At 72.3% G+C, this 19,955-nt stretch carries 23 protein-coding genes and 1 pseudogene; 18 read left to right on the plus strand and 6 right to left on the minus strand.

Features of this window, described 5'->3' with window-relative positions; genetic code table 11:
• Positions 1-569 precede the first annotated feature (569 nt).
• The 5 genes from ACIQV3_RS26115 (at position 570) to ACIQV3_RS26135 (ending at position 4,316) form a co-directional block, all read left to right on the plus strand.
• A complete protein-coding gene (locus ACIQV3_RS26115) occupies positions 570-1,649 on the plus strand; it encodes a hypothetical protein (protein WP_403715763.1) in 1,080 nt (359 codons plus the stop codon).
• Positions 1,649-2,104: a MaoC family dehydratase N-terminal domain-containing protein gene (locus ACIQV3_RS26120; RefSeq protein WP_403715765.1), complete on the plus strand. Its 456-nt coding sequence runs from the start codon at positions 1,649-1,651 to the stop codon at positions 2,102-2,104. The genes ACIQV3_RS26115 and ACIQV3_RS26120 overlap by 1 nt, the downstream gene beginning before the upstream one ends.
• Before the next feature lie 3 nt (positions 2,105-2,107).
• Positions 2,108-2,542, plus strand: a complete 435-nt coding sequence (locus ACIQV3_RS26125; protein WP_403715767.1) for a MaoC family dehydratase — start codon at positions 2,108-2,110, stop codon at positions 2,540-2,542.
• A gap of 76 nt (positions 2,543-2,618) precedes the next feature.
• A complete protein-coding gene (locus ACIQV3_RS26130; protein ID WP_403715769.1) occupies positions 2,619-3,605 on the plus strand; it encodes an aldo/keto reductase in 987 nt (328 codons plus the stop codon).
• Between the two features lie 75 nt (positions 3,606-3,680).
• Positions 3,681-4,316 (plus strand): SDR family oxidoreductase, encoded by a 636-nt coding sequence (locus tag ACIQV3_RS26135; protein WP_403715771.1) that lies wholly within the window; start codon positions 3,681-3,683, stop codon positions 4,314-4,316.
• A gap of 125 nt (positions 4,317-4,441) precedes the next feature.
• Here the strand turns inward: ACIQV3_RS26135 and ACIQV3_RS26140 are convergent, their stop codons facing one another.
• A complete protein-coding gene (locus ACIQV3_RS26140) occupies positions 4,442-4,867 on the minus strand; it encodes a nuclear transport factor 2 family protein (protein ID WP_403715773.1) in 426 nt (141 codons plus the stop codon).
• Positions 4,868-4,997: 130 nt separating this feature from the next.
• Here ACIQV3_RS26140 and ACIQV3_RS26145 point away from each other — a divergent pair, with 130 nt between their 5' ends.
• From ACIQV3_RS26145 to ACIQV3_RS26165, 5 genes are all read left to right on the plus strand, one after another.
• A complete protein-coding gene (locus ACIQV3_RS26145) occupies positions 4,998-5,600 on the plus strand; it encodes a TetR/AcrR family transcriptional regulator (RefSeq protein ID WP_403715775.1) in 603 nt (200 codons plus the stop codon).
• A gap of 131 nt (positions 5,601-5,731) precedes the next feature.
• On the plus strand, positions 5,732-7,222 hold the full coding sequence (locus ACIQV3_RS26150; RefSeq protein WP_403715777.1) for an SH3 domain-containing protein: 1,491 nt from the start codon (positions 5,732-5,734) through the stop codon (positions 7,220-7,222).
• Between the two features lie 244 nt (positions 7,223-7,466).
• Positions 7,467-7,859, plus strand: a complete 393-nt coding sequence (locus ACIQV3_RS26155) for a hypothetical protein (RefSeq protein ID WP_403715779.1) — start codon at positions 7,467-7,469, stop codon at positions 7,857-7,859.
• A 194-nt stretch (positions 7,860-8,053) separates the two neighbouring features.
• Positions 8,054-8,467: a YciI family protein gene (locus ACIQV3_RS26160; RefSeq protein WP_403715781.1), complete on the plus strand. Its 414-nt coding sequence runs from the start codon at positions 8,054-8,056 to the stop codon at positions 8,465-8,467.
• Position 8,468: 1 nt separating this feature from the next.
• On the plus strand, positions 8,469-9,614 hold the full coding sequence (locus tag ACIQV3_RS26165; RefSeq protein WP_403715783.1) for an RNA polymerase sigma factor: 1,146 nt from the start codon (positions 8,469-8,471) through the stop codon (positions 9,612-9,614).
• A 28-nt stretch (positions 9,615-9,642) separates the two neighbouring features.
• On the opposite strand, the gene ACIQV3_RS26170 is transcribed toward ACIQV3_RS26165, so the two are convergent.
• On the minus strand, positions 9,643-10,089 hold the full coding sequence (locus ACIQV3_RS26170; protein ID WP_403715785.1) for a winged helix-turn-helix transcriptional regulator: 447 nt from the start codon (positions 10,087-10,089) through the stop codon (positions 9,643-9,645).
• A gap of 141 nt (positions 10,090-10,230) precedes the next feature.
• On the opposite strand from ACIQV3_RS26170, the gene ACIQV3_RS26175 reads away from it, so the two are divergent.
• Positions 10,231-11,148, plus strand: coding sequence for a zinc-binding dehydrogenase (locus ACIQV3_RS26175; RefSeq protein ID WP_403715788.1), 918 nt, complete (start codon positions 10,231-10,233; stop codon positions 11,146-11,148).
• A 50-nt stretch (positions 11,149-11,198) separates the two neighbouring features.
• Positions 11,199-11,573: a DUF4267 domain-containing protein gene (locus ACIQV3_RS26180; protein WP_403715790.1), complete on the plus strand. Its 375-nt coding sequence runs from the start codon at positions 11,199-11,201 to the stop codon at positions 11,571-11,573.
• Positions 11,574-11,597: 24 nt separating this feature from the next.
• Here ACIQV3_RS26180 and ACIQV3_RS26185 read toward each other — a convergent pair whose 3' ends face one another.
• From ACIQV3_RS26185 to ACIQV3_RS26195, 3 genes and pseudogenes are all read right to left on the minus strand, one after another.
• Positions 11,598-12,422, minus strand: a complete 825-nt coding sequence (locus ACIQV3_RS26185; RefSeq protein WP_403715792.1) for a hypothetical protein — start codon at positions 12,420-12,422, stop codon at positions 11,598-11,600.
• An 89-nt stretch (positions 12,423-12,511) separates the two neighbouring features.
• Positions 12,512-14,056, minus strand: coding sequence for a sensor histidine kinase (locus ACIQV3_RS26190; RefSeq protein ID WP_403715794.1), 1,545 nt, complete (start codon positions 14,054-14,056; stop codon positions 12,512-12,514).
• A gap of 34 nt (positions 14,057-14,090) precedes the next feature.
• Positions 14,091-14,790: pseudogene (locus ACIQV3_RS26195) on the minus strand (response regulator transcription factor).
• Between the two features lie 279 nt (positions 14,791-15,069).
• Between ACIQV3_RS26195 and ACIQV3_RS26200 the strand changes: the two are divergent.
• From ACIQV3_RS26200 to ACIQV3_RS26210, 3 genes are all read left to right on the plus strand, one after another.
• Positions 15,070-15,831 carry a polysaccharide deacetylase family protein gene (locus tag ACIQV3_RS26200; protein ID WP_403715796.1) on the plus strand — a complete coding sequence of 254 codons (762 nt, stop codon included), beginning with the start codon at positions 15,070-15,072 and terminating at the stop codon, positions 15,829-15,831.
• A gap of 211 nt (positions 15,832-16,042) precedes the next feature.
• Positions 16,043-16,372, plus strand: coding sequence for a hypothetical protein (locus tag ACIQV3_RS26205; protein WP_403715798.1), 330 nt, complete (start codon positions 16,043-16,045; stop codon positions 16,370-16,372).
• Positions 16,348-16,764 carry a DNA-binding protein gene (locus tag ACIQV3_RS26210; RefSeq protein WP_403715799.1) on the plus strand — a complete coding sequence of 139 codons (417 nt, stop codon included), beginning with the start codon at positions 16,348-16,350 and terminating at the stop codon, positions 16,762-16,764. The genes ACIQV3_RS26205 and ACIQV3_RS26210 overlap by 25 nt, the downstream gene beginning before the upstream one ends.
• An 80-nt stretch (positions 16,765-16,844) precedes the next feature.
• Here the strand turns inward: ACIQV3_RS26210 and ACIQV3_RS26215 are convergent, their stop codons facing one another.
• Positions 16,845-16,970, minus strand: a complete 126-nt coding sequence (locus tag ACIQV3_RS26215; protein WP_403715801.1) for a hypothetical protein — start codon at positions 16,968-16,970, stop codon at positions 16,845-16,847.
• 215 nt (positions 16,971-17,185) lie between these two features.
• On the opposite strand from ACIQV3_RS26215, the gene ACIQV3_RS26220 reads away from it, so the two are divergent.
• From ACIQV3_RS26220 to ACIQV3_RS26230, 3 genes are all read left to right on the plus strand, one after another.
• Positions 17,186-17,521, plus strand: a complete 336-nt coding sequence (locus ACIQV3_RS26220; protein ID WP_403715803.1) for an NAD(P)H-binding protein — start codon at positions 17,186-17,188, stop codon at positions 17,519-17,521.
• A 72-nt stretch (positions 17,522-17,593) separates the two neighbouring features.
• Entirely contained in the window at positions 17,594-17,992 is a 399-nt protein-coding gene (locus tag ACIQV3_RS26225) for a hypothetical protein (RefSeq protein ID WP_403715805.1), read from the plus strand.
• Positions 17,993-18,063: 71 nt separating this feature from the next.
• Positions 18,064-19,955 (plus strand): tetratricopeptide repeat protein (locus tag ACIQV3_RS26230; RefSeq protein ID WP_403715807.1); only part of this gene is annotated, 1,892 nt, incomplete at its 3' end.

A 19,955-nucleotide genomic window follows, 5' to 3' on the forward strand; every position in this document is an offset into this window, starting at 1 on the left:
CCGTTCGGGGGGGCGCGCCCTCCTGCTATATCCCGGCGGGCGGGCGGGGGGGGGGGGGGGGGGGGGGCGCCCCCCCACCCCGACCCGGGCTGCGCCCGGCGCATCCCGCTACGCGGGGAGAAGTCCCCTACCCGCCCTTCCACCGTTCCCCGGGCGCCGCCCGGACCCCGGTCCTCAAACGCCGGACCGGCTGGAAGCAGGGGGTCCCGGGCTGCGCCCGGACCCCCTGGGGCTCCGCCCCAGACCCCGGTCCTCAAACGCCGGACGGCTGAAATACCCAAGCGCCGGACGGCTGAAAGCGGCCGATCCGGCTCCGCCACTCCGCCCGGCCCCGCGCCTCGTGTGCCGGACGGGCTGAAAGACCCGGGGCGGCGCCCCAGACCCTCGAAGACCCCGGGGCGCCGCCCCGAACCCCGAAAGACCCCTGGGCGGAGCCCCAAACCCGAGAAACCCCGGGGCGGAGCCCCAAACCCGAGAAACCCCGGGGCGGAGCCCCAAACCCGAGAGACCCCGGGGCTCCGCCCCACCCCCAAGTGCCATGCCTCTTACCACTAGATCCCAGGAGAACCATGTCCAGCCGCCGCTACCGCAAGGCCGCCGCCCCGGGCCTTCTCGCCCTCCTCACCGCCGCCGCCCTGCTCGCACCCATCGCCACCACCTCCGCCGCCGAGCGGCAGAACACCCCCGCCGCCGACCCAGCCACCGCCACCGCCACCCCCGCCCTGCCCGCCCTGATCCAGGGCCCGGGCGAGGCCATCCACCCCGAGGGGTTCACCTGGGACCCGACCCGCAAGGCCTTCCTGATCGGGTCCCTGCGCCACGGCACGATCTCGGTGGTGGGCGCCGACGGCATACCCCACACCCTCGTCAGCGACCCCACCCTCATCGCCACCGGCGGCATCCGCGTCGACGCGGCCCGCAACCGCCTCCTGGCCACGTACGGCGACGTCTACGCCGGCCCGAACGCACTGCTCAGCGACGGCTCCACCCCGGAGACCCGCGGCCGCTACGGCGGTGTCGCGATCTTCAACCTCACCACCGGCGCGCTGGAGAAGCGCGTGGAGCTCAGCCAGTCCCCCGGCCTGCACCTCGCCAACGACCTGGCCCTCGACCCGCAGGGCAACGCCTACGCCACCGACTCGTTCACCGGCACGATCTTCAAGGTGACCCCGTCCGGTACCGCCTCGGTCTTCCTCAAGGCCCCCGCCCTGGATGCCGGTTACCAGGACGGCCTGCCCAACGTCGGCGTCAACGGCATCGTGTACCACCCCTCGGGCGCGCTCATCGTCGTCCGCTACGACTCCGGCGCCCTCTTCCGGATCCCCCTCGACAACCCGTCGAACTTCCGCGAGATCAGCCTCAGCGAGCGCATCCCCGGCGCCGACGGCATCGCGCTCGGATCGGACGGCACCCTGTACGCGGCCACGAACACCATCCGTTCCAACGGCATCGACGGCCTGTTCAAGCTCCGCTCCTCCGACGGCTGGCGCAGCGCCGGGATCGTCAGCAAGACGGTCTCCCCCGAGGCCGCCCCGACGACCGTCACCCTCACGCCCTCGGGTGCGTACGTGCTCAGCAGCAACGTGCACATCCTCTTCGGCAGCGGCGGCGCGCAGACCCGCGACGGCTTCGCCCTGCGCCGCTTCTGATGGCACTCGACCAGACCTTCGAGGGCCGGGTCCACTCGCCCACCGCGCGCTACGAGGTGGGCCGGGAGAAGATCCGCGAGTTCGCCGGGGCGGTGGGCGATCCCCATCCCGCGTACACCGACAGGGCGGCGGCGCGGGCCCTCGGCCACCCTGACGTCATCGCGCCGCCGACCTTTGCGTTCGTCCTCACCTTCAAGGCAGTGCGGCAGATCGTCGACGACCCGCGGCTCGGCTTCGACTACAGCCGGGTGGTGCACAGCAGCCAGCGGTTCGAGTACACCCGGCCCGTGCGGGCCGGGGACCGTCTGGCCGTCACCTCGACCGTCGAATCGGTCGGGACCCTGGCCGGCAATGACGTCGTGGAGATCCGTGGCGACGTCCACGACGCGGCGGGCGAGCACGTGGTGACCGCCTGGACGAAGCTCGTCTCCCGCGCGACCGGCGAGGAGGGATAGCCCATGGGAGCCAAGATCCGCTACGCGGACGTCGAACCCGGCAGCGAACTGCCCGGCCGCACCTTCACCATCGAGCGCGAGACGCTCGTCCGCTACGCGGGCGCCTCCGGCGACTTCAACCCCATCCACTGGAACGACCGCTTCGCCGCCGAGGTGGGCCTGCCCGGCGTCATCGCGCACGGGATGCTCACCATGGCCGGGGCGGTGCGCATCGTCACGGACTGGACCGGTGATCCCGGCAGCCTCCTGTCCTACACGGTGCGCTTCACGAAGCCGGTCCCCGTCCCCGACGACGCCACCGGCGCGGTCCTGGACGTACGGGCCACGGCCGCGCAGAAGCTCGACGACGCGGCCCGCACCGTCCGGGTCGACATCACGGCGACGAACCGGGACCAGAAGGTCCTCGGCATGGCCCGCGCCGTGGTCCGCCTCGCCTGAACCCGAAGCCAGCACCGCCACCGCCGCCGCCACCACCACCACCACCACCACCACCACCGAACGGAGACCCCGCACCATGAAGCAGCGCCGGCTAGCCGGCCACCTCGACGTCTCGGCCCTCGGCCTCGGCTGCATGGGCATGAGCGACCACTACGGCCCGGGGGACGACACCGAGTCGACCGCCACGATCCACCGCGCGCTCGACCAGGGCGTCACCCTGCTGGACACGGCGGACATGTACGGGCCGTTCTCCAACGAACGCCTCGTCGGGCAGGCGATCGCCGCCCGCCGCGAGGAGGTCGTCCTGGCCACCAAGTTCGGCATCGAACGGCTGCCCGACGGCACGGTCAAGGGCATCAACGGCCGCCCGGAGTACGTCCGCGGGGCCTGCGACGACTCGCTGCGGCGCTTGGGCGTGGACCACATCGACCTGTACTACCAGCACCGCGTCGACCCGACCGTCCCCATCGAGGAGACCTGGGGCGCGATGGCCGGGCTGGTGGCCGCCGGCAAGGTCCGGCACCTGGGGATCTCCGAGGCGGCCCCCGCCACCGTGCGCCGGGCCCACGCCGTGCACCCGATCACGGCGGGCCAGTACGAGTACTCGCTCTTCACCCGGGACATCGAGGCCGAACTGCTGCCCACCCTGCGCGAGCTGGGCATCGGGCTCGTCGCGTACGCCCCCATGGGGCGCGGCCTGCTCACCGGCACCGTCACCGGCCGCCCGGACCAGTTCCCCACCGACGACGTACGCCGCTTCGCCCCGCGCTTCCAGAAGAGCAGCCTCACCACCAACCTGCCGCTGGTCGAGCGGCTGCGCGCGCTGGCCTCGATGCTCGGGGCCACCGCGGCGCAGCTCGCGCTCGCCTGGCTCCTCAACCGGGCCGGGGACATCGTCCCCATCCCGGGGACGAAGCGACGCGCGTACCTCGACGAGAACGTCTCCGCGGCCGGCCTGCGGCTCACCGCCGACCAGCTGGCGCTGATCGAGGACTCGGTCCCCGCCGGGGCCGTCGCGGGCGAGCGCTACGACCCTCCGCGCATGGCCATCGTCAACCTCTGACCGCGTCAACCTCTGACCGCGCCACCCTCCGGTCGCGCCCCCTCCGACCCCAGGTGAAAGCAGGAACCGGAAACCATGAACATCACCGTCCTCGGCGCCACCGGCGGCACCGGCCGCCTCGTGGTCGCGCAGTTGCTGGCACGCCGGCACTCCGTACGCGCCGCCGTCCGCAAGCCGAAGAAGGCCTCCTCGCTCGGCACCGACCTGGTGGCCTTCGATCTGACCTCCGCCACCCCGGACGATTTCGCCGAGCTCTTCGCCGGGACCGACGCCGTCATCAACGCCGCCGCCACGAGCAGCATGATGAAGAGGCAGGCGGACCTGGTCGACCGGGCGGGCGTCATCGCCGCCATCGAAGCCGCCGCCACGCTCGGCGTGAAGCGCTGGATCCAGGTGTCCATGATGGGCAGCGGGGAGAGCGGCCGGGTGCCCGTCTACCTGCGCGCCACCGGGCAGGCGAAGCACGCCGCGGACACCCACCTCGCGACCGCGGGGATGACCTGGACCGTGATCCGTCCGCCGTGGCTCACGGACGGACCGGGCGCGGGCACGATATCGGTCGGCGAACGGCTCCCGGAGGGCTCCCTCACCCGCACCGACCTCGCGGCGGTGGCCGTCGAATGCCTGGAGGCCTCCTCGACCTACGACCGCATGCTGGAGGTCACCTCCGGCGACCTGCCCGTCGCCGAGGCCTTGCGCTCCCTCACCTGACCCGACCCGACCGACCGGCCCGACCGACCCCCGCGGCTCCGCTCCGCCCCCCCCTGCGTCAGCGGATGCCGCGGGCCCCTCGCCACTGCGCGAGTCGTAGTCGCCGGGGAGTAGCGGTCCCGGGCTCAGAGGCGGCGGTCCGTCTCCTCGATCGGGATGTCGTTGATGCTCGCCTCGCGGCGGCGCATCAGGCCCGCGGCGTCGAACTCCCACTGCTCGTTGCCGTGGCTGCGCCACCACTGGCCGCTGGCGTCGTGCCACTCGTACTCGAAGCGCACCGAGATCCGGTTGTCGGTGTACGCCCACAGCTCCTTGCGCAGCCGGTACTCCTGTTCGCGCTCCCACTTGTCGGCGAGGAAGGCGCGGATCTCGGCGCGCCCGGTCAGGAAGCGGTCGCGGTTCCGCCAGGCGGAGTCCTCGGTGTAGGCGAGGGCGACGCGCTCGGGGTCGCGGCTGTTCCAGGCGTCCTCGGCGGCCTGCACCTTCGCGCGGGCGGACTCCTCGGTGAAGGGCGGCAGGGGCGGTCGCACGGAGGAGGGAGCGGCAGTCACGAGGGGCACCTCTCGATATCGGCTGGGCTGGGCTGGGCGGCGCAGGAGAGAGAACGGTCGTTCTCGTCGTTGCCCCAAGCCTAGAGAACGGTCGTTCTCGACGCAAGGGATTCTGGTCTACGCTGCTTCCATGCCCGCCACCCCTGCCCCGATGACCGACGAAGAGGCCCGCACGCGTCTGCTGGACGCCGCGGAGGCGCTGTTCTACGCCGAGGGGATCCAGGCCGTCGGCATGGACCGCATCCGTGCGGAGTCGGGCATCCCCCTCAAGCGGCTCTACCGCCTCTATCCGGCCAAGGAATCCCTGGTCACCGCCTATCTGGAGCGCCGCGACCGCCGCTGGATGGCGAGCCTGAGCGCAGCGGTCGCGGGGCAGGCCGACCCCGTCGGGGCCGTCTTCGAGTGGCTCGCGGGGTGGTTCTCGGAGCCGGACTTCCGCGGTTGCGCGTTCCTGAACGCCTACGGGGAGTTGGGCGCGGGCCCCGCCGGAGTGCTGGACGTCGTACGCCGGCACAAGGCGGAGCTACGGGCGCTACTGGCCGGCATCGCCGGTCCCGGCCGGGAAGGCCTGGCGGAGCACCTGCTGCTGCTGGTCGAGGGGGCGACCGTGGTGGCGGCCCTCGAACCGGGCCCGGGGGCGGCGGTGCGGGCGCGCGAGGCGGCGTACGTCCTGGTTCGCGACGGCGGCGGAGGCACCGGCAGGGGAAGTGGGATTCACGCGGCTGCCGAGTGATCGGTTACGCGTCGTACACGACCGGGTCGCATTGTCAGCTTTTAACTGGTGTTGGCACTTTTGTCCACCGGAAGACCGCATTCGGCGGTCGCTCTCCGGTTCCGTCGCTTTTCCTCGCGGAGGAAACACCCTTGTCTGCTTCCCGCTGCACGTCGGCCGCCCTGGTCGTCGCGGCCGTCACCGCGACCTGCCTGCTGCCGGCCGTGCCGGCTTTCGCCGCCGGCTCGCCGCACATCCGGTTCTCCCAGCCGTACGTCCCCTCGATCGCCGCCGGCAAGACCGGCCGTGTGGTGATCGTGGCGGAGACCGGTGGCGATCCGGCACTCAGCAGCAGATTCCGGATCACCGCGCCGGAACGGACGACCTTCCCCGAGGCCCGCTTCTACTGGAACGGCGACCGTGCGGGCGCACCCTGCACCCTCTCGGGCAACGCCCGCCAGCTGACCTGCGACGCGGGCACCCGCGCGGGCTTCGCCTTCCCGGCGGAGAGCGACACCCGGCTGGGCGTACTCGTACGGGTGGACGCGGACGCGCCCGAGGGCACGACGCTCGACGGCGGCGAGTGGGCGGCCGGAGCGGGCTCCTCGCCCGCCCTGTTCGCGGTGTCCACCCCGGTGACGGGTCCCAAGGGCGACGACGGGCACGACGGGCACGACGGGAAGCCGGGCCACGACGGAAGGCCCGGTGACCACGGCAAGCCGGGCCGCCCCGGCCCCAAGGGCGACAAGGGCGACCAGGGCGAGCGCGGCGAGAAGGGCGACCGCGGGGACCGCGGCGATCGCGGTGAGAAGGGGGACCGCGGCGAGAAGGGCGACCGCGGGCCGAAGGGGCCGCAGGGCCCCAAGGGCCACCAGGGTCCCAAGGGCGACACCGGCCCCGCGGGTCCGAAGGGCGACCAGGGACCGGCCGGAGGCCCGCAGGGCCCGAAGGGCGACACCGGGGCACCCGGCCCGAAGGGCGACACGGGCCCGGCGGGCGGACCGAAGGGCGACACCGGCCCGGCAGGCCCGAAGGGCGACGCGGGCAACCCGGGCCAGACCGGTCCGACGGGACCGGCCGGGGTACCCGGACCGGGCGGACCCCAGGGTCCCAAGGGCGACACCGGCCCGGCCGGCGGACCCAAGGGCGACAAGGGCGACAGGGGTGACCGCGGACCGGCCGGGCCGACGGGCCCGACCGGCTCGAAGGGCGACCGCGGGCGCGACGGAGCCAAGGGCGAGCAGGGCCGCAAGGGCGACCGCGGACCGATCGGGCCCAAGGGCGAGCAGGGCCGCAAGGGCGACCAGGGGCCGCAGGGTCCCAAGGGGCCGAAGGGCGACCAGGGCAAGCCCGGCGCCTGCAAGTGCGGCAAGGACCACGGCGGTAAGGACCACGGTGGCAAGGGTGACAAGCCCGGCAAGCCGAAGGCCCGGATCGTCAGCGACAAGCTGCACGTCCGCACCGGCCCCGGGACCCACTACAAGAAGACCGGCGTGATCAAGCACGGCGCCGAGGTCCAGGTGCTGTGCAAGACCAACGGCACCAAGGTCGACGGCAACGCCGTTTGGTACAAGCTCGCCGACGGCCGCGGCTGGATCGCCGCCCGCTACGCCGCGAACCTGAACCGCATCCCCACCTGCTGACCCGAAGCGACCGAGTCGTCAACCGACCGAGTCGGCAGCTGACCGAGTCGGCCTGATCCCCTTCGGTGCGCGCCGAGGCCCCCGAGCCCCGGCGCGCACCGAAGGCGTTTTCGCGCCCGGACTGTCAAGCCCCGAACTCCAGGGGCATGACGCCGTACACCGACCCGGGGCTAATGGAGGAGTGGGTTCACGTAGAGCAGGTGGCCCCTCGTACTCCGTCTCTGCTCGCCGGAGGTGACTCCTCATGACCCCCCTGCCCCGCACCCGGCGTCGTCTCGCCGTCCTCACGGCCTCGGCCGCCCTGGCCACCGCAGGCGCGCTGCTGTCCTCCAGCGCGTCGGCCGCGCCGGCCACCCCGCATGCCGGCGCCGTCACCGCGGTGGCACCCGGCCACGACACCCGCGGCGGTGACGGCGACGGCGGCGACGGCGGTTACGGCGGCGGTTACGGTTACGGCCGTCACGATCACGGCGATGACGGCGTCGGCTACTGCCACTGGCACGGGCTGGGCCAGAGCCGGCGCCACCATCACGGCTGGAGCTGGGGCTGGTGGCACTGTCACGGCAAGGGCCACCAGAACGGGGAGGGCCGCGACGCCGACGGCTGGCTGAAGAGCGACCGCGTCTACCGCACCTGAGGCGGCCGGACCCCGGCCGCACGGCCTCCGGACGACGGCCTCCGGACCGTCTCCGGACCGTCTCCGGACCGCCCCGCACCGGCTCCTCCCATCCCGTGGAAAAAACTTCGGCGGTGATGTCGAGAACCCGTGCCCGGCTCCGTCTCCTCAGTGCGAGCGGCCACAATGGGCCGCACAGCACGGAGGAGACCGTCATGGCCAAGTACCTGCTTCTCAAGCACTACCGCGGCGCCCCGGCTGCCGCCAACGACGTCCCGATGAGCGAGTGGACGCCGGAGGAGATCACGGCCCACATCCAGTACATGCGCGACTTCGCGGACCGGCTGGAGGGCACCGGCGAGTTCGTCGACGGTCAGGCGCTCGCCCCCGAGGGGACCTGGGTCCGCTACGACGGCGAGGGCCGCCCGCCGGTCACCGACGGCCCCTTCGCCGAGACCAAGGACCTGATCGCCGGCTGGATGGTGATCGACGTGGACGGCTACGAGCGCGCCGTCGAGCTGGCCGGAGAGCTGTCGGCCGCCCCCGGGGCCGGCGGCAAGCCCCTCCACGAGTGGCTGGAGCTGCGTCCGTTCCTGTCCGCGCCGCCCACCGTCCCCGAGTGCCACTGACGTGGACGAGGCCCTGCTCCGGAGCCTGACTCCGCAGGTCCTCGGCATCCTCGTCCGCCGCGGAGCAGACTTCGCGGCGGCCGAGGACGCCGTCCAGGAGGCGCTGCTCGAAGCGGTGCGCGTCTGGCCCGAAGAACCTCCCCGGGATCCGAAGGGCTGGCTGGTCACCGTGGCCTGGCGGCGGTTCCTCGACGCGACGCGGGCGGACACCGCCCGCCGCCGGCGCGAGGACCGGGTGGAGGAGGAGCCGGCGCCCGGCCCCGCCCCGGCGGTGGACGACACGCTCCAGCTCTACTTCCTGTGCGCCCATCCCTCCCTGACCCCCTCCTCGGCCGTCGCGCTCACCCTGCGCGCGGTCGGCGGGCTCACGACGCGCCAGATCGCGGCGGCCTACCTGGTCCCCGAGGCGACCATGGCGCAGCGCATCAGCCGCGCCAAGCGGACCGTCTCCGACGTCCGCTTCGACCGCCCCGGCGATGTCGGTACGGTCCTGCGCGTGCTCTACCTGGTCTTCAACGAGGGCTACTCCGGCGACATAGACCTCGCCGCCGAGGCGATCCGGCTCACCCGCGGCCTGGCGGCCTCGATCGACCACCCCGAGGTGTCGGGGCTCCTCGCCCTGATGCTGATCCACCACGCCCGGCGCGCCACCCGCACCGCCCCCGACGGGAGCCTGATCCCGCTCGCCGAGCAGGACCGCACCCGGTGGGACACGGCGCTGATCGCCGAGGGCATCGGGATCCTCCATGCCGCCCTCGCCCGCGACCAACTGGGCGAGTTCCAGGCCCAGGCGGCCATCGCCGCGCTCCATGCCGACGCGCAGGCCACCGCGGAGACCGACTGGGTGCAGATCGTGGAGTGGTACGACGAGCTGGTGCGCCTGACCGGCAGTCCCATCGCCCGCCTCAACCGCGCGGTGGCGGTCGGCGAGGCCGACGGCCCCCGGGCGGGCCTGGCGGCCCTCGCGGAGCTGGACGCCACGCTCCCCCGCCACACCGCGGTGGCGGCGTACCTCCACGAACGCGACGGCGACCTGACCACCGCGGCCCGCCTGTACGCCGAGGCGGCCCACCAGGCCCCCAACCTCGCGGAACGCGACCACCTGACCCGCCAGGCGGCCCGCCTGAACCTCGCCCGCCGCGACTGATCCACGCGAACCGGGACGGCTCCCCGCCTCAGTCGGCGGCGCCGCCCGACCCCTGGTCGAAGCCGCCGCGATGGGTGAGGACCTCTTCCATGTGGCCCTCCGCCCAGGCCTTGATCCCCTTCATGAGTCCCTGGAGCGAGCGGCCGAGATCGGTCAGCTCGTAGCTGACGGTGACGGGCACCGTCGGGGTCACGGTCCTGGTCACCAACCCGTCGCGCTCCAGTGCGCGCAGCGTCTGCGTCAGCATCTTCTGGCTCACGCCCGAGATCCGGCGTTGCAGCTCGGAGAAGCGCATGGGCATCGGATCGTCGCCGGGGGTGGTCCCCGGGCCGTCCCCGCCCAGGGCGGCGAGCACGAGGGCGACCCACTTGTCGGAGATGCGCTCCAGGAGCTGGCGGCTGGGACATTGCGCGAAGAACGCGTCGTACTCCGCCTTGGCTGCGGCCCGCCGCTGGGATGCGGTCGTGGTCGGCATAACTCGCGTCTCCTCTCGGTCACTTAGGCACCTCGAGGTGCCTCCTTCCCGCCGGTGCGCAGGTTCCTCCATGGTGGTGACACGCCCAGGGGATGGCAAGGCCATCCACCTCACCGGGCCCCCACGAAGGAGTAGTTGACGATGCAGCACACCACTTCCCGCCGCGCCGTGGTCCGCGTCCCGTCCGGACCCCGTTCGATCGAGACCGTCACCGTCCCCCTGGCCGAGCCGGGGCCGGAGCAGATCCGGGTCAAGGTCGCCGCCGCCGCGGTCAACCCGGTGGACCTGGGGGTGGCCGGGGGTGTCTTCCACCGGCTCGGCCTGGTCGACCAGCCTCAGCACACCGGGCTCGGCTGGGACTTCGCCGGTACGGTCGATGCCGTCGGACCGGGCGTCGAGCTCCGGGTGGGCACGCGGGTCGCCGGGTTCCTCGACGGGTTCGACCGCGACCACGGATCCCATGCCGAACACCTCCTGGTCTCCGCCGCGAAGGTCGCCGTCGTACCGGACGCCCTGGACCTGGTCGAGGCGGCCGTGGTGCCGCTCAACGCCACCGCCGCTTCCCAGCTCGTCGACCTCCTCGGCGAGGCGCCCGCGGGGGCCCGTCGCCTGCTGGTGACGGGCGCGGCCGGCGCGGTGGGCGCGTACGCCGCCGTACTCGCCCAGGACCGCGGCTGGCAGGTGACCGGGACGGCCCGAGCGGCCGACGAGGCGTTCGTACGGGGCCTCGGCGCCGATTTCACCACCGGGGTCGGGCAGGGCTGGGACGCCGTCGCCGACGCCGGAGCCCTTCAGGAGGACGCCCTGCGGGCGGTGCGCGACGGTGGCCGCTTCGTAGGCGTGCAGCCTGCGTCTCGACTCCCCGGGGAGCGCGGCATCACCGTCGAGGTCCTCTTCGCCCGTCCCGACGGTCCGCTCCTCGCCCGACTGCTCGAGCGCGCGGCGACGGGTGAACTACCCGCCCGCGTCCACGCCGTCACCCCGCTCGCCGAAGCGGCCGACGCCTACGCGGCGATGGCCAAGGGCGGTGTCCGCGGCCGCATCGTACTCGTCCCCTGACCACGGTTCCGTCACTCCGCTCACGACCAACTCCACCGATAGGACCTCCGATGCTCACCACCCTCGCCACCGTTCTCGCCGGCCTGCTCGGCGCATCCCTCATCGCCATGGGCGCGATGGTTTTCGCGAAGCCGCAGAACGCCGCCGGGTTCGGCATTCCCGATACACCGGTCGACGATCCCGCCTTCCGGCACTGGCTGCACGTGAAGGGTGCGCGGGAGATCGTGTGCGGGGTCTTCATGTTCGTGCTGATGCTCGTCGCGCCGGTGTCGGTGCTGGGTTGGTACGTGCTGACGTTCGCCGCGATGCCGCTCGCGGACATGCTGATCGTGCTGCGCAGCGGCGGGCCGAAGGCCACCGCCTTCGGAGTCCACGCCGCGACGGCGGCGGTCATGGTGGCGACCGCCATCGGCCTCCTGCTCTGACCCGCTCTCCCTTCGAGCCGGTCATCAGGCCGTGGGCGAGCCCTGCTTCGACTTCGGCTTCCGCCTCACATCGGCCACGCTCACGCCCTCCTCCTCGGTGGCCCCGAACGTTTCGACGCTCACGCCGCCGCCGGTTCCCGTGACCTCCAGGGCCAACCGGCTTCCGAAGAGCCGCAGGTCGACCCGCGCCCGGGGCGCGCCCGCGTGGTCCGGCATCCGGTGGATGTACGGCGCCGGGTAGCCGAGCTCCGTCAGCTTCTTCTGCATCACCTGGTAGTCGGCCGTCTTCGTGTTCCCGAACCCCTCGCCGATGCGCCGTACGTGGTCGCCGCCGAAGCACTCCTCCGCGGGGTTGAGAGCCACCTCCTCGTAGGGGTCGGCCGGAGTGAAGTCCGGGTCCGGCTCCGGCGGCGGGGGAACATCCGACGGCATGGGCACCGGGCCGCCGTCGATGCCGCCGTCGGCGTTCGGACCGGCCGGCGACATCCCGTCCGCGAAGGAACGCGGCTCCGGACCGCCCTCCCAACCCGGCAGCTCCGAGGGCTCGGGCACGACGCCCTTGGCCTTCAGCTCCTCCAGGCGCTCCAATTCCTCAACCGGGATGCCCTTCTCGTCCGCGACCTCCTGAAGGCAGCTCGACGGCATGTTGTTCATCAGCTCGAGGAACTGCAGGAACTCCGCGTCGCTCGGGGCGGCGTCCTGCGTCCTGGCCGCCGCCGGGACGACGCTGCCCGCCAGGGCCTGATCGGCGGTGGCGCTCCGCGTGCCGCAGCCGGCGAGGACGACGCAGCCGAGTACGGCCAGCAGCAGGGACTTCGGGAGGGCCTTCGGGAGGGAGTTCGCTCTCATGTCCGCAGCATGCGGCCGCCGCACCACCGGCCACATGAGTACGCCTACTCACCTCGCCCTGAGCAGAGATCACATGCCGGCGGGGGCCGTCATCCCGGTTGCCCCGCGTCCGGTGCGGCGGGGATGCGGAGGGTGAAGGTGGTGCCGGGGCCCGGGTCGGTGGGGCGGGCGGTGAGGGTGCCCCGGTGGCGGTGGGCGATGTCTCGGGCGATGGCGAGGCCGAGACCGCTGCCGCCGGTGTCGCGGGCGCGGGCCTCATCCAGGCGGGTGAAGCGTTCGAAGACCCAGTCGCACTCGTCGGAGGTGAGGGCGGTGCCGTCGTTGTGGACGGTGACCGTGCAGGTGCGGCTGTCGTCGGTGACGTCGAGGACGACCTCGCTGCGTGCGTGGCGTACGGCGTTGTCGAGGAGGTTGCGCAGCAGTCGGTGCAGTTGGAGGCCGTCGCCGCGCACCGGTGCCTGGTCGGGTGCGCTGTTCAGGGTGACGGGATGGTTCAGGAGTTGGTACTCGTGGACGAGTTCGCGGCTGAGTCCCGCGAGGTCGATCAGTGAATGGGTGGTGGGGTGCTCGGGGAGGGCGAGCAGGAGGAGGTCCTCGGTGAGGCCGTGGATGCGTCGGGTGGCGGTGAGGGCGTCCTGGAGGGTTTCGGTCGAGTCGATGCTGTCGGGGTGGACCAGGGCGGTTTCGAGTTGGTAGCGGAGGGCTGCGAGGGGGGAGCGCAGTTCGTGGGCGGCGTCGGCGACGAAGCGGGTCTGCCGGTCGACGGCGTCCTCGAGGTGGTCGAGGGTGGAGTTGGTCGTCTGGGCGAGGGAGCGGATGGGGTCGCGGCCCTCGGGGACCGGTACGCGGCGGTCGAGGCTGACGTCGGTGATCTCGGAGACCTCGCGGCGGATCGCTTCGACCGGTCGCAGTGAGCGCCGGGTGGCGGCCCAGGCCGTAGCGGCGACCAGGAGCGCGGCGGCGGGTACGCCGGCCGTCAGCGGGGTCGCGAGTGCGTCGACGGCCTGGTCGGCGTTGTAGGGCGGGACGAGGACGTAGAGGGTGGACCGGCACGATCCGTCGGGTTCGGTGGGGTGCTCGCACGTGCCCGCGGGGGTTTTGAGCGCTGTGGCGTAGACGGTCATGGTGCTGTGGGAGAGCTCGTGGGCCTGCCGGTGGGCGAGCTGGTCCTTGCCCTCTCCGGAGATGTCGAACGGGCCCGGTTGCGGGCTGCCGTCCGGCCGGTGGAAACGGGCTCGGTCGTGTTCCTCGACTCCCTCGGTGTGAACGGTGCCCTTCTCGGGCCAGCCGCCCGTCCGTCCGGTGGCCGGGTCCGCGGGCGGCGGCGGGAGCAGCGCCCGCACGCCCGAGAGGTCCAGGGCTCCCCCCGAAGCGGTGACGACGCGGCCCGTCCGGTCGATCTGGATGACAGGCCAGCCGAACAGGTCGTCGGTGATGTCCCGCTTGCCGGCGGCCACCCGGTCGGACAGCTGCACGGACAGCTCGATGCCGCGCTGCTCGGACGTGCGGTAGACCTCCTCGTAGACGTGCTGGTAGAGCCAGGCCGCGCCGCCGCCGCACAGGAGGAGAGCGGCCAGACCGGCCACGAACGCGGTGCGGACCTGGGCGGGCAGCCGCCGCACGGGGGCCGGCATCCGAAGGGCACGCGTAGGACGAGGACGCCGGCGGTCAGACATCAGGGCGCTCCTGTCGGGCGTCCAGGCGGTAGCCGTGACCGCGAACGGTGTCGATGCTGTGCGTCCCGAACGGGGTGTCGACCTTCTTGCGCAACGCGGAGATGTAGACCTCCACGATGGCGGTCCCGCCGGCATAGGCCGGGTCCCACACCTCGTCGAGGATCGCCTCCTTCGACACCACCTGGTCCGGTGTGTGCATCAGGCAGGTGAGGATCGCGAACTCCGTCGGGGTCAGGGCGAGCTCGCAACTGCCGCGGCCCGCGCGGCGGGCGGCGAGGTCCACCCACAGGTCACCGGCGCGCAGCACGGACCCCCTGTCGGTTGCCGTACGGCCCCGGCGCAGCAGGGCGCGCAGCCGTGCGAGGAGGACGACGGAGGAGAACGGCTTGACGAGGTAGTCGTCGGCGCCGGTGTCCAGGCCCTCCGCCTCGTCGTAGTCACCGTCCTTCGCGGTGAGCATCAGCACGGGCGTGTCCACGCCCGCCGCGCGCAGGGCGGAGCAGATCCGGTACCCGTTCAGGCCGGGAAGCATGATGTCCAGCACGATCACCGCGTGATCGCCGGCCAGAGCACGTTCCAGGCCGTGTGTCCCATTGCTGACGAGTTCGACGCGGGTAGCCCTCGGCAGCCAGGCCACGGCGCAGGGCGGGGCCGAGCTGGGGATCGTCCTCGACGACCAGGATGTCGTTCATGGACCCAAGGCTTACATGGCCTTTGCCCCGGTTTCTGAAGATGATCTTTGGGATCTTTGGGGCATCTTCAGGTCCGCTCTCGCATGCTGACCCCGGCCGGACGAGACCACCTCCGTCGAACGGTCTTCCTCACGTCCGGAACCGCGCCGCTACCTCCGCCCCATGCCCCATGCCCCCTGCCTCATGCCCGGGGCTCTGACGCGACAGCGCCGCGGCACCGGACGGGCACGAGCCGACTCGCGCCCCCTCCCCGCCCGCGGAATCAGAAAGCGCACTCCCATGCACCTCACCCCGCGCCGAATCGTCACTGCAGCGGCCGCGCTGCTGCTCACCACCCTGACCGCCTGCAGCAGCCTGACCGGCGTCGTCTCACCGGCCTCCGCCCGCAACGACGCGGCCCCCGCCGGCGCGAAGCGCGCTGTCGGCCCGGTGGACTGCAAGGTCGCCAAGTGCGTGGCGCTCACCTTCGACGGCGGCCCGAGCAAGCCGACACCCGCCCTCCTCGACGTCCTGAAGCGGGAGAACGTGCCGGCGACGTTCTTCCTCCAGGGGAAAGGCCACACCGACACCTATCCCGACACCGTGCGCCGCATGGCCGATGAGGGGCACGAGATAGCGAACCACACCTGGTCGCACGAGAACCTCACCGAACTCACCCCGGATGAGATACGCGCCGAGATCGAACCGGTGCAGCACGACATAGAGAAGGCGACGGGCCGCACGCCCACCCTCATGCGGCCCCCGGGCGGTGCCACCGACGACGACGTGTCGAAGGTGATGAAGGAACTCGGGCTCGCCCAGATCCTGTGGAGCGTCACCGCGAAGGACTACCAGACCACCGACACCGCACTCATCAAGAAGCGCGTCCTCGACCAGACCCGACGGGACGGAATCATCCTGCTCCACGAGCGCTACGCCGGAACCATCCCCGCCGTCCCCGACCTCATCACCGAACTCCACCACCGCGGGTACACCTTCGTGACGGTCACCCAACTCCTCGCACCGGCCCACCCCGAGCCCGGCAAGGTCTACCGCCCGTAACACCGCCCTCCGCCACACCGGATGAGTAGCCGCGTGCCCTGGCTCCCGGGACTCCCCGAACCCCCACGCCCGCCACAGTCCCGCACCACGGCGGCCATCCCCCGCAGGGCGGCCTGCGGCGGGCCTCGCAGTGGGCGGCGAGGCGGGGATGGGGGCGGGGGTGGGGGGACGAGGGAGGGGCATTTGCTACTTCCATTGCTACACTTTTCCCATGGACTCTCCCGCGCAGCACATCCCCGATGAGGGACCGGCCCAGAAGGTCAGCGTCTCCATGCCTGCGGGCCGCATCGCCGCCGTCAGGGCACGGGTGGGAGCACGTGGATTCTCCGCATACGTGAGCGCGGCAGTCGAACGGCAGATCCAGCGGGACCTACTGGAAGAACTGCTGCAGGCCAAAGAGGCAGAGATCGGCGCACCCTCCGCGGAGGTTCAGGGCTGGGCCGCCGCGGTCTTCCGAGAAGCCGAAGCCATGGCCGACGATCACGAAGGGCAGCAGGCCGGCAAGGGGGAACCGGCGTGGGAAGGGCGCGAAGCCAGCTGAGCCACGGCGTTCTCCTCCTGGACAGCCAGGGACTGAGCAAGTTCATGGACAACGACGCTCAGGTGACCGGCCTGGTGCGCATGGCACAGTCCAAGGACACCTTGGTGGCCGTCAGCAATCTGACCCTCATCGAAGCCTGGCAGTCGAAACTCCGCATGGACCGGTTCCGCTGGCACGTATCCCGGCTAGAGGTGCTGCCGCTCACCGAAGCCATTTCCTGGCGCGCCATCGAGCTGCTGCGCAACGCGAACCTGCACGGCCACAAGTACGCGACCGACTCGGTCGTGGCGGCCACGGCGCTCGGATACTCCGGGCCACGCATCATCGTCACCTCCGACGTGGACGACCTGAACAAGCTGTGCGGCGACACGGTCCGAGCCGTGGCCGTCTGAACGCACTACACAGAAGGCCGCGCCACCAAGTGCGCCGGCGGGCCCGTCCGCAGGCCCACGGCCCGCCCCAGGCCAACCCCTCAGGGAGCGAGGTACCCGGCGGCTCCCGCCACCGGCAGACTCGCCCAGGTACGCGTGCCGCCGCCGGGTTCCCGGGACTCCCCGAAGCCCCAGGCTCCGCCGCGGTCCCGCACGACGGCGGCCATCACCCGCAGGGTGGCCCTGCGGCGGGCGTCGCAGTGGGCGGCGAGGCGGGGGTGGGTGTGGGGGGGGTGTGCCCGTCGTAGACCGTGAGGCGGAGGGCGCCTTCGCGGTGGCGGAGGGCGAGGTACAGGCTCCGGCCGGGGTCCGAGTACCACCGTCTTCGGCGCCAGCGGCAGCATCGGCTCCGTGCTCGTACCCGAAGCCCTGCGCGGAGCGCGTGGAGGCGCTCACGGGATTCGGCACCAGCGCTATCAGCCGGCGCCGGCTGAGCCCTGCGATGCGCGGCACGGTCGGCGCGGTCCGTCTCCTCGTACGCACCGGCTTCCGGGCCAAGGAGCGGCAGGACGCCCACGTACGCGCCTCCGGCCTCACCTACACGACCGTCCAGCCCCCCACCCTCGCCCACAGCCCCGCCACCGGCACCTACCGGCACGGGGACTACCGGGGCAAATCCATCCTCGGCAAGACCTCCCGGCCCGACCTCGCCGCCTTCATGCTCGACAACCTGGAACAGGACCGCTACCCAGACCAGCCCGTCTACGTACAGACCTGAACAGCGGCCGGTCTCGGCCCTGAGTTCGACGAATCCAGGCCTTTGATCTTGTGGGTGGAAGAGCATGGGGTCATGAAGGCTTTGTGGTGGACCTTGGCTGTGGTCGGGACGGTGGCTGCGGTCACGTCGCTGGTCTGGGTGACGGCGGGAGACCTCGAGCGGTCCAGCCAGGTGTGGGGAGTGGTCGGGGCTGTCGCCGGGGTGGGCGCGCTGGTGGTGGGGCTGCTGCAGCTGCGCGCGTCGGCCGCCGCTGCGGCTGCCGCTGCCGCGGCGGTGCCCGTTCCCTCGGTCCGGGCGGATGGCGGAGCCATCGCCGCGGGCGGCAACGTCAGCAATGCCCAGGCGCGTGACACTGCTCCATCGGCTGGTGGCACCCCGGCTCCTGGCACCGGCCCGGGGATCTCCGCCACCGGAGGCTCGATCGCCGCCGGTGGTGACGTCGACGGGTCGACCGCCCAGAGGGGAGCGTGAAGCTCCCAGGCCGGGCGCAGCCCACCGGCAAGGGGAGCCCGCCGACGACCGAGCGCCCGTCGGAACCGTCGGTGGACGCCAACCGAGGGTCGCTCGCGGCGGGCCGGGACATCCGCAACTCAGTGGCCCTCTACGTCGAGAACGGCACGGTCCTGCCGCAGGAGGCATACGGGCCGATCGCTGACGTACGGGCACCCGCCGGGTTGTGCAACGCGCCCGCCACGAAACTGTTCGTCGGCCGCGCCGAAGCCCTCACCCTGCTGGACACGGCGTTCGCGACGCCCGGCGAGGTCGTCGTGCAGGCCGTTCACGGCTTGGGCGGAATCGGGAAGTCGAGCCTGGCCGCCCACTGGGTCCGCCGACACCACACCGGCAACCCCCGCTGGTGGATCACCGTCGACAGCCGGGAAGCGATCGACGCCGGCCTGGCCGAGCTCGCCCGTTCGCTCCAGCCCGCGCTGGCCGTCATGCCTCCCGCGTTCCTCGTGGAACGCGCGCTTCAATGGCTGACCGCCCACGACGACTGGCTCCTCGTCCTGGACAACGTCGAACGCCCCGGCGACATCACCGGTCTGCTCGATCGTGTCGGCACCGGCCGCTTCCTGATCACCACCCGTCGCGCCACCGGCTGGCACCACACCGCCACCTCCGTGCGCCTCGACGTGCTCGCTCGGAACGAGGCCCTGGACCTGTTCGTCCGCGTCCTCACCGACGGCGCGGCCCGCGACACCGACGGAGCCGCCGAGGTCTGTTCGGAACTCGGCGACCTTCCCCTGGCCGTGGAACTGGCCGCCGCGTACTGCGCCGAGACCGGCACCAGCCCGCGCGCCTACCTCGACATGCTGGCCCGCCGACCCGCCGCGACGTTCGCCGCCGTCACCGAGGACGGGGACCCCGACCGTACGATCTCCCGGGCCTGGCGCATCACCCTGGACAACCTCGCCACCACCCCCCTCGCCGTGGACGTCCTGCGGATCCTGGCGTGGTACGCCCCCGACCACATCCCCCGCACCCTCCTCACCCCCCTCGCCGACGCACCCGAACTCCCCACCGCGATCGGCCGTCTCACAGCGCACAGCATGATCACCGACAACCACGACGGCACCCTCGCCGTCCACCGCCTCGTCCAGACCCTCGCCCGGACCCCAGACCCCGCCGACGAACACCGGCAACCCGAAGCGATCGACCAGGCCCGGGACGTGGCCGCCGCCCTCCTTGCAGGCGCCTTCCCCTCCGACATTGACGACCCGGGCAACTGGGCGACGTACCGAGTCCTCCACCTCCACACCGAAGCCCTCACCAGCCACCACCCGCCCGGCCACGACACGATCCACACGGCTCTGGCCCTCAAGCACACGGCCAACTACCGACACGGCCAAGGCGCACTCACCGCCGCCATCGAAGGCTTCTTGCGCGCGCTGAGCACCTTCGAGCAGCTGAAAGGCGATGATCATCACCGCACGTTGGACGCCCGCAACAGCCTCGCGGCCGCGTATGAGTCGGCGGGGGATCTAGGGCGGGCCATCCCCCTGTTCGAGCGCACCCTCGCCGACACTGAGCGCGTCCTGGGCGATGACCACACCAACACGCTGACCTCCCGCAACAACCTCGCGCACGCATACAAGTCTGCGGGAAATCTGGAGCGGTCCACCCCCCTGTACGAGCGCACCCTCGCCGACTTCGAACGCGTCCTGGGCGATGACCACCCCACCACTCTGGCTTCCCGGAACAACCTCGCAGGCGCGTACAGGTCAGCGGGGGACCTGGGGCGGGCCATCCCCCTGCTTGAGCGCAGCCTCGCCGACCGCAAGCGCGTCCTGGGCGATGACCACCCCACCACTCTGGCTTCCCGGAACAACCTCGCAGGCGCGTACAGGTCAGCGGGGGACCTGGGGCGGGCCATCCCCCTGCTTGAGCGCAGCCTCGCCGACCGCAAGCGCGTCCTGGGCGATGACCACCCCGC

The organism is Streptomyces sp. NPDC099050 (genome assembly GCF_044759865.1).
Taxonomy (GTDB): domain Bacteria; phylum Actinomycetota; class Actinomycetes; order Streptomycetales; family Streptomycetaceae; genus Streptomyces.